Origin of the sequence: uncultured Microbacterium sp. (assembly GCF_913776565.1) — a bacterium.
Classification (GTDB): domain Bacteria; phylum Actinomycetota; class Actinomycetes; order Actinomycetales; family Microbacteriaceae; genus Microbacterium.
The window spans coordinates 1-7678 of record NZ_CAJYPF010000127.1 but is presented as its reverse complement, the minus strand read 5'-3'; the positions used below and the strand labels follow the sequence as shown (position 1 = coordinate 7678).

8 protein-coding genes and 1 tRNA gene are annotated in these 7678 nt (G+C 70.5%); 1 reads left to right on the top strand and 8 read right to left on the bottom strand.

The window, feature by feature from the left end; all coding sequences use genetic code 11:
- On the top strand, nucleotides 1-591 hold a 591-nt coding region (locus QZ433_RS06800; protein ID WP_295781051.1), incomplete at its 5' end, for a crosslink repair DNA glycosylase YcaQ family protein.
- Between the two features lie 67 nt (nucleotides 592-658).
- On the opposite strand, the gene QZ433_RS06795 is transcribed toward QZ433_RS06800, so the two are convergent.
- From QZ433_RS06795 to QZ433_RS06760, 8 genes are all read right to left on the bottom strand, one after another.
- On the bottom strand, nucleotides 659-1228 hold the full coding sequence (locus QZ433_RS06795) for a LemA family protein (protein ID WP_116538153.1): 570 nt from the start codon (nucleotides 1226-1228) through the stop codon (nucleotides 659-661).
- 113 nt (nucleotides 1229-1341) lie between these two features.
- Nucleotides 1342-1414 (bottom strand) — tRNA-Leu (locus QZ433_RS06790).
- 114 nt (nucleotides 1415-1528) lie between these two features.
- Entirely contained in the window at nucleotides 1529-2911 is a 1383-nt protein-coding gene (locus QZ433_RS06785; protein ID WP_295781053.1) for an FAD-dependent oxidoreductase, read from the bottom strand.
- Nucleotides 2912-2919: 8 nt separating this feature from the next.
- The gene (locus tag QZ433_RS06780) at nucleotides 2920-4239 is read right to left on the bottom strand and encodes a S8 family serine peptidase (protein WP_295781046.1); all 1320 of its coding nucleotides are present in this window, start codon (nucleotides 4237-4239) and stop codon (nucleotides 2920-2922) included.
- The gene (locus QZ433_RS06775) at nucleotides 4236-4754 is read right to left on the bottom strand and encodes a DUF501 domain-containing protein (RefSeq protein WP_295781043.1); all 519 of its coding nucleotides are present in this window, start codon (nucleotides 4752-4754) and stop codon (nucleotides 4236-4238) included. The genes QZ433_RS06780 and QZ433_RS06775 overlap by 4 nt, the downstream gene beginning before the upstream one ends.
- Before the next feature lie 51 nt (nucleotides 4755-4805).
- On the bottom strand, nucleotides 4806-5399 hold the full coding sequence (locus QZ433_RS06770; protein ID WP_295781041.1) for a septum formation initiator family protein: 594 nt from the start codon (nucleotides 5397-5399) through the stop codon (nucleotides 4806-4808).
- Nucleotides 5400-5599: 200 nt separating this feature from the next.
- Nucleotides 5600-6880 carry a phosphopyruvate hydratase gene (eno, locus tag QZ433_RS06765; RefSeq protein ID WP_295781039.1) on the bottom strand — a complete coding sequence of 427 codons (1281 nt, stop codon included), beginning with the start codon at nucleotides 6878-6880 and terminating at the stop codon, nucleotides 5600-5602.
- Nucleotides 6881-6942: 62 nt separating this feature from the next.
- Entirely contained in the window at nucleotides 6943-7638 is a 696-nt protein-coding gene (locus QZ433_RS06760; RefSeq protein WP_295781033.1) for an O-methyltransferase, read from the bottom strand.
- Between the last annotated feature and the right edge of the window lie 40 nt (nucleotides 7639-7678).

Here is a 7678-nt window from a genome sequence, read left to right as displayed (position 1 = left end):
GACGCCGGCGAGCACCGCCGGACGATCGCGGATGCGCCAGTAGTCGGCCAGGTCGGCGGCGGTTGCGACGCCGGCGTCCGACAGCTCGTCGACTCCGGCGAGCTGATCCCGGTCGAAGTCGAGGGGTGGCAGAGCGGGGGTCGGCCCGCGCGCGCCTGGCTGCACCGCGACGCCGCGCGGCCCAGGAAAGTGGATGCCGCGGCCCTGCTGACCCCGTTCGACCCGCTCGTGTGGTTCCGCGACCGCGCCGAGCGTCTGTTCCGCCTCGATTACCGCATCGAGATCTACACCCCGGCGGCCCAGCGGCGCTTCGGCTACTACTCGCTGCCGGTGCTGGTCGGCGACGACATCGTGGCGAGGGTCGACCTCAAGAGCGATCGCGCCGAGAGCGCCCTGCGCGTCCAGTCCGCCTGGTGGGAGCCGCACGCGCCGATCGAGGCCGCCGACCGCATCGCCGTCGAGCTGCTCACCGCGGCGCGCTGGCAGGGACTCGAGCACGTCACCGTCTCGCACTGGGGTGATGCGGCGGACGCGATCGCGAGCGCGCTGGGAGCCGGGCGGCACGAGCACCCGGACGGCCGCTCGAATTGACGCGAGGGGGTCGGCGTTCGCGAAAGCGACGCGCCTCCTCACCACGGTGAGGGGGCGCGTCGTGTGATCAGAACTGCACGCGCGGGGGTTCCGAGATCGCGGCGCCGTCGATGACCTCGAAGAACTCGCGCTCGTGGAACCCGAGTTGCCGGGCGAACAGGTTGTTGGGGAAGACCTTGATCTTCGTGTTCAGCTCGCGCACACCGCCGTTGTAGAAGCGGCGCGACGCCTGGATCTTGTCCTCGGTGTCGACGATGGCCGACTGCAGCTGCAAGAAGTTCTGGCTCGCCTGCAGCTGCGGATACGCCTCGGCGACGGCGAAAAGCGACTTCAGCGCCTGCTGCATGTGCCCCTCGGCGACGCCCGCCTCGGCGGGGCTCTGCGCCGAGAGCGTCTCGGCACGAGCGCGCGTGACGTTCTCGAAGACCGCCTTCTCGTGGGCGGCGTAACCCTTGACCGTCTCGATCAGATTGGGCAGCAGATCGGCGCGGCGCTTGAGCTGCACGGTGATGTCACTCCACGCTTCGTCGACGCGCACGTTGAGGGCGACGAGGGCGTTGTACGTGGCCCACAGATAGATACCGGCGATGACCAGGATGCCGACGATCACGATGACCGGTACGAGCCACTCCCACATAAGTCCCCACACTTTCGCTCGAGAGGTTCCCCTCAGTGTAACGGCGGGCTGCCGGGGGTTCCGGAGCACGGCCGCGACTCCCAGCGGATGCGGATGCGCCGCGGCGCGCGGTGTACCCCCGGTGGGACTCGAACCCACACTGAAGCGATTTTAAGTCGCCTGCCTCTGCCATTGGGCTACGGGGGCCCCTGCTCCCACCGTATAACGCGGCGACGTCGCCGAACGGCCGTCCGGCCATACGCATCCGGCACGACGAGACCCCCGCACCCAGTGGGCGCGGGGGTCTCGAAACGGACGAGGTTACTTCGCTGCGACGGGCTCGGCCTTCTTCTCTGCCGGCGCCTCGGCCGCGGGAGCGGCGGGACGCGGACGCGCGGCGAACTCCTCGAACGCGGCACGCGGCTGCTGAACCGTCTCGAGCGACACGACCTCGCGGCCGTGGACGAAGTTCTGCACCCAGTCCCCGATGACACGGAACTTGCGCTCCCACGTCGGCATGGCCAGGCCGTGGTACCCGCGGTGGGCGAACCAGGCGATCAGACCCGTCAGGGCGATGTTGCCCGACTGGAACGCACCGTTGTACAGGCCCAGGCCGGCGACCGCACCGAGGTTCTTGTGGTTGTACTCCTTGGGCTGCTCACCGCGCAGGACCGCGACGAGGTTCTTCGCCATGAGCTTGCCCTGGCGAACCGCGTGCTGGGCGTTCGGCACGCAGAAGCCGCCGACACCGCCGCCCGAGAGGTCGGGCACGGCCGAGACGTCGCCCGCGGCCCAGGCCCCCTCGACGATGTCCTCGTCGGTACCGACGCGCAGGTCGGGGCGCGTGCGGATGCGGCCGCGCTCCTCGACGGGCAGGTCGCTGCCGCGGACGACGGTCGGGTTCGCCATGACGCCCGCGGTCCAGATGATCAGGTCGGTGGGCAGCTGCTCACCGGTCGACAGCTCGATGACGCCATCGACGGCACCCTTGACCTGCGTGTCGAGGTGGACGAAGGCGCCCTTCTTGGCGAGGTCCGCCAGAACCCACTCGCTCGTCTTCTGCGAGACCTCGGGCATGATGCGGCCCATGGCCTCGATGAGGTGGAAGTGGGTGTCCTCGAACGCGAGCGTCGGGTACTGCTTCAGCAGCGACGACGCGTAGGCGCGCAGCTCGGCGAACACCTCGATGCCGGCGAAACCACCGCCGACCACGACGACGGTCAGCAGGCGGTCGCGCTCGGGACCGGCGGGCAGCACCGACGCCTTGTCGAAGTTCGACGTGAGGCGGTCGCGGATCGCGACGGCCTCTTCGATCGTCTTGAGGCCGATCGCGTTGTCGGCGATGCCGGGGATGGGGAAGGTACGCGAGACGGCACCGGCCGTCACGACGATCTGGTCGTAGCCCTGCTCGAACGTCTGCTCGCCCGCGATGGGGGTGATCGTGGCGGTCTTGGTCGCGTGCGAGATACCCGTGACCTTTCCGGCGATCACGGTGGTGCGCTTGAGGTGACGGCGCAGGCCCACCACGACGTGACGCGGCTCGATCTCGCCGGCCGCGACCTCGGGGAGGAAGGGCTGGTAGGTCATGTAGGGAAGCGGGTCGACGAGCGTGACTTCGGCCTCGCCGCGCCCGAGGAGCTTCTCGAGCTTCCAGGCGGTGTAGAAACCTGCGTAGCCCCCACCGACGATGAGGATTCTGGGCACGGTAGTGGTCACGATGGGAGGGACTCCTCGTTTGTGGTGCGGCTCGGCTCGCGGAATGTGCGCGCCTGTCGGATTCGCCGGGCAGCAGCACTGACGCCGAGCGCAATCATTATAGCGGCCAGCGTGGCTCCCCCGAGCGGCAACGATCCGTACAGAACGCTATCGCGCGACGGCAGCAGGGGCGACCCCACTGCGGGGGCTGCTTCGACGGGGGGAAGCGGCGGGATGACCACCGGCGTGCCGGTCGGTTCGGGCGTCGGCTGCGCGTCGGCGCGACGGTACAGGCGGATCCACTCGGTCAGGCTGCCGAGAGGGTTCTCGCTCACCGCGGGTACCTGCGCCGACACGGCGCGCGCGGCATCCACCAGTCCGTAACCGTAGAGGGGGTCGGGGGTCGCCGTGGCTCCGGTGGCGGGCGTGGCCGTCTGAATGAGACGGTTCAACACGTTGTCGGCGTCGAGGTCGGGATGCGCGGCACGGACGAGGGCGGCGATCCCGGCCACGATCGGTGCGGCGCCGCTGGTGCCGTTCCACTGGACCAGAGTGCCGTCGGCAGAGACCCCGATGAGCCGTTCGCTGGGCGCCGAGAGACCGATGGTGATGCCCTGGGTCGAGGCGTCGTTGCTGGCCCGCCCGCCGGGATCGACGCCGCCGACCGCCAGGACGCCGGGGATCGTGGCGGGGGCTCCGACGCGGTCCGTTCCGCTGCCGCGGTTGCCGGCGGCCACCACGATGACGACGTCGTGGTCGAACGCGTACTCGAACGCGGTGTCCCAACTGGGGTCCCAGTCGAGGGTGTTGGTGGTGAGCGACAGGTTGATGACGGTGGCCCCGTTGTCGACCGCCCACCTCATGGCTTCAGCGATCTGCTCGGTGAACGGCTTCGCCGTGGTCGCGCCGAAACCGACCGAGATCGACAGCAGCTCGGCCTCGGGGGCGACGCCGATCATGCCGCGACCGTTGCCGGTGCCGCGAGCGGCGGCGAGAGAAGCGACCCAGCTGCCGTGATTCGCATCGACCGCGCCGACCGGGGTCCGTCCATCGGCCGAGCCCACGCCCGAGACGTCGATGCCGCCGGCGACGGCCCCGCTGAACTCGGTCGGCCCGCGGCCGATCCCCGTGTCGATGATCGCGATCGTCTGACCGGCACCACGCGTGGTCTTCCACGCGTCGCGCACGCCGTACTGGTCGAGCCAGTACTCCCCCGCTCGGATCGAGTCGGTCGGGTCTTCCGGCACCGGGTTCGCCGGAGCCTGGGGGGCAGCCGTCGCGCCGCTCAGCACCGCCATCAGGATGACGGATGCCACGACCGCGACGACGCGCTTCATCCGCCGGTCCCGGGGTTCTCGCATTCGCAGCGCTCGGGCGACCAGGTCCCGCGCTCGAGCGCACGGTCGCCGATCGGATTGACCCCGGGTCCCGCGGCGAGCGCGTGCCCCGCCAGCGCGTGCAGGCACTTCACGCGCGTCGGCATGCCACCGGCCGAGATCCCCGCGATCTCTTCCGGCTCGCCGTACGCGGCGCGATCGTGCAGGTAGGCCGCGTGCGCCCGCCGGTACGCGGCCTGAAGGTCCTCGTCCTCGGCGAGGTCGTCCGAGAACTCCTTCATGACGTGACCGGCCTCGAGCACCGACATCGCCGCGGTCGCCGCCGGATGGGTCAGGTAGTAGAACGTGGGGAAGGGACTGCCGTCGTCCAGGCGCGGCGAGGTCGCCACGACCGTCGGGTTGCCGCAGACGCAGCGTGCCGCGATGCCGACCACGCCGCGGGGGACGCGGCCGAGCTGCGCCTGCAGGACGGCGAGATCGGCGTCGGACGCGGGAGGAAGCGTTGCGGTAGTCATCGCTCCCAGGGTACCCGTGACGTCCGACACCGTGCCCGGGGCCGGACCGACTCAACCCGCGGGCGGGGCGTCCGTGGGTGCGGGATCGGGTACGCCGACGGTGGGCGTCGTCGGAACGGCGACCTGCGCGGCGCCCGAGGCGGCCACGGAGCGCACCAGCTGGGACATCCAATCGGTGCGCGTTTGGCCGACGTCCACGGTGACGTCGTCCTGCTCCTGCGGGGTGGCCGAGGCGGGCAGGTCGTTGTCGATCAGGTACACGATCTCGCCCGGGAAGGTATAGCCCAGGCGCTCACGTGCCTGGGTGCGGATATAGGCGGGGTCCGACCAGCGGTCCCGCTGCGTCTGCAGGTCGGACACCTCGGACTGGCTCAGCTGGACGGCGCTGCGCAGCGCCTGGATCTGCTGGCGCTGGTCCATGTACGTCCCGACGGTCGGCACCAGCACGAAGGTGCCGAGCACCACGAGGCCGAGCATGATGACGACGAAACCCGAGATCCGGACGCGTCCGAGCCACTCGCGCACGTCGACCTCGCGTGAGGCGGGGACGCGACCCCCCGAGGACGACCTGCGCCGCCGCTTCTCGGCGGCACCGCGGACCGGGGATGCCGGAGGCCGCCGGGGAGGCAGGGTCGGCCTGTCCATGTCCATCCCTTTCGTTCAGCCGACGCGGGGCGCCGGACCGGTGGTGAGTCTACGTCGAGGGCTCCGCGCGCCCGGCGGACGCGCCGGGGTCTCGGCATCCCCCCGGGCTGCGACCGGGTCGCGTCGCGTGCGTCGCGAGAGACGGCCCGGAAACGACGAAGGAGGGGGAGCCCGCGGGCTCCCCCTCCGATGTCGGTCGATCAGCCCTTGAAACGGGGGAACGCCGAGCGGCCCGCGAAGACGGCGGCGTCGCCCAGGTCCTCTTCGATGCGGAGCAGCTGGTTGTACTTCGCGACGCGCTCGCTGCGGGCGGGCGCACCGGTCTTGATCTGACCCGCGTTCACGGCGACGGCGAGGTCGGCGATCGTGGTGTCCTCGGTCTCACCCGAGCGGTGCGACAGCATCGAGGTGTAGCCCGAGCGGGTGGCCAGCGAGATCGCGTCGAGCGTCTCGGACAGCGTGCCGATCTGGTTGACCTTCACGAGCAGCGAGTTGGCGACGCCGAGGTCGATGCCCTGCTGCAGGCGCTTGGGGTTGGTGACGAACAGGTCGTCGCCGACGAGCTGCACCTTGGAGCCGATGGCATCCGTCAGCTTCTTCCAGCCGTCCCAATCGTCCTCGGCGAGGGCGTCCTCGATCGTGACGATCGGGAAGTTCGCGACGAGGTCGGCGAAGTAGTCGACGAGCGTGTCGACGCTCCACTCCTTGCCCTCGACGGTGTAGACGCCGTCCTTGTAGAACTCGGTGGCGGCGACGTCGAGACCCACGGCGATGTCCGTGCCGGGGGTGAAGCCGGCCTTCTCGATCGCGCGGATGAGGAAGTCGAGGCCCTCGCGGTTGCTGGGCAGGTCGGGGGCGAAGCCGCCCTCGTCGCCGAGACCGGTGTTGTAGCCGGCCGACTTCAGCTCGCCCTTGAGGACGTGGTAGACCTCGGTGCCCCAGCGCAGCGACTCGCCGTAGGTGTCGGCGCCGATGGGCGCGAGGAAGAACTCCTGGAAGTCGATGCCGTTGTCGGCGTGCTCGCCGCCGTTGATGACGTTGAAGAGGGGAACGGGCAGCAGGTGCGCGTTGGGGCCGCCGAGGTAGCGGAACAGGGGCAGGTCGGCGCTGTCGGCGGCGGCCTTCGCGACGGCGAGCGAGACGCCGAGGATCGCGTTGGCGCCGGTGCGCGACTTGTTGTCGGTGCCGTCGGTCTCGATGAGGATCTCGTCGATGATGCGCTGCTCGCTGGCCTCGACGCCCTCGATGGCGGGGCCGAGCTCGTCGACGACCGCGGCGACGGCCTTGAGTACGCCCTTGCCGCCGTAGCGGCTCTTGTCACCGTCGCGCAGCTCGTAGGCCTCGAAGGCGCCGGTGGACGCGCCCGAGGGAACGGCCGCCCGCTGGACGATGCCGTCGTCGAGGAGCACCTCCACCTCGACGGTCGGGTTACCGCGCGAATCCAGGATCTCGCGCGCGTTGACAGCCTCGATAAGTGCCACGAAGGACTCCTCGTTGGTTCTTGGGTGGAAGAGGGCGGAGCGTCGTCGGTCCGTCGTCGAGTCTAGTGACCCGCCGCGCCGGACGTGGGGACGGATGCCGTGGCATCCACCACGATGGCCAAGGCCACCCCGTCCCAGCCCTTGCGGTCGAGGGTCTGCAGGGCGGTGGCGTCGAAGCGCGGGTCCTCGCCGAGCATCTCGATCCCGCGACGGGCCCCGCGCACCTTGGGGTCGTCGGTTCCGGCGTCGGCGACCTCTCCCCCGCGCACGACGTTGTCGAGGACGACGACCGTTCCGGGGCGCCCCAGAAGGGCGGCCCAGTCGAGGTACACGGTGTTCGAGTCCTTGTCGGCATCCACGAAGACCAGGTCGAAAGGCTCGCCGCCGTCGAGGGTGGGCAGGACGTCGGTCCCGCGGCCCAGGAGGATGTCGACGCGATCCGCCACGCCCGCGCGTTCCAGGCTCGATCGCGCGATCGCGGCGTTCGCGGGCTCCGCCTCGATCGTCACCACCCGCCCGTCGGCGGGGACGGCGCGGGCGAGCCACAGCGTCGAATAGCCACCGAGTGTGCCGATCTCGAGCACCCGTCGAGCCCCCGCGATCCGCGTGAGCAGGTGCAGGAATTTGGCGTTGACCGGAGCCACCTCGATCGCCGGCATCCCGGCGGCGTGCTGCGCGGCGAGCGCGGCGTCGCCGTCGGGGTCGGAGCCGACCAGGGTGGCGGTCAGGAACGCATCGACGTCATCGTGGGTGGGCACCCCTCCAGCGTGGCGACAGAGCGGCCGCGGGTCAACGCTC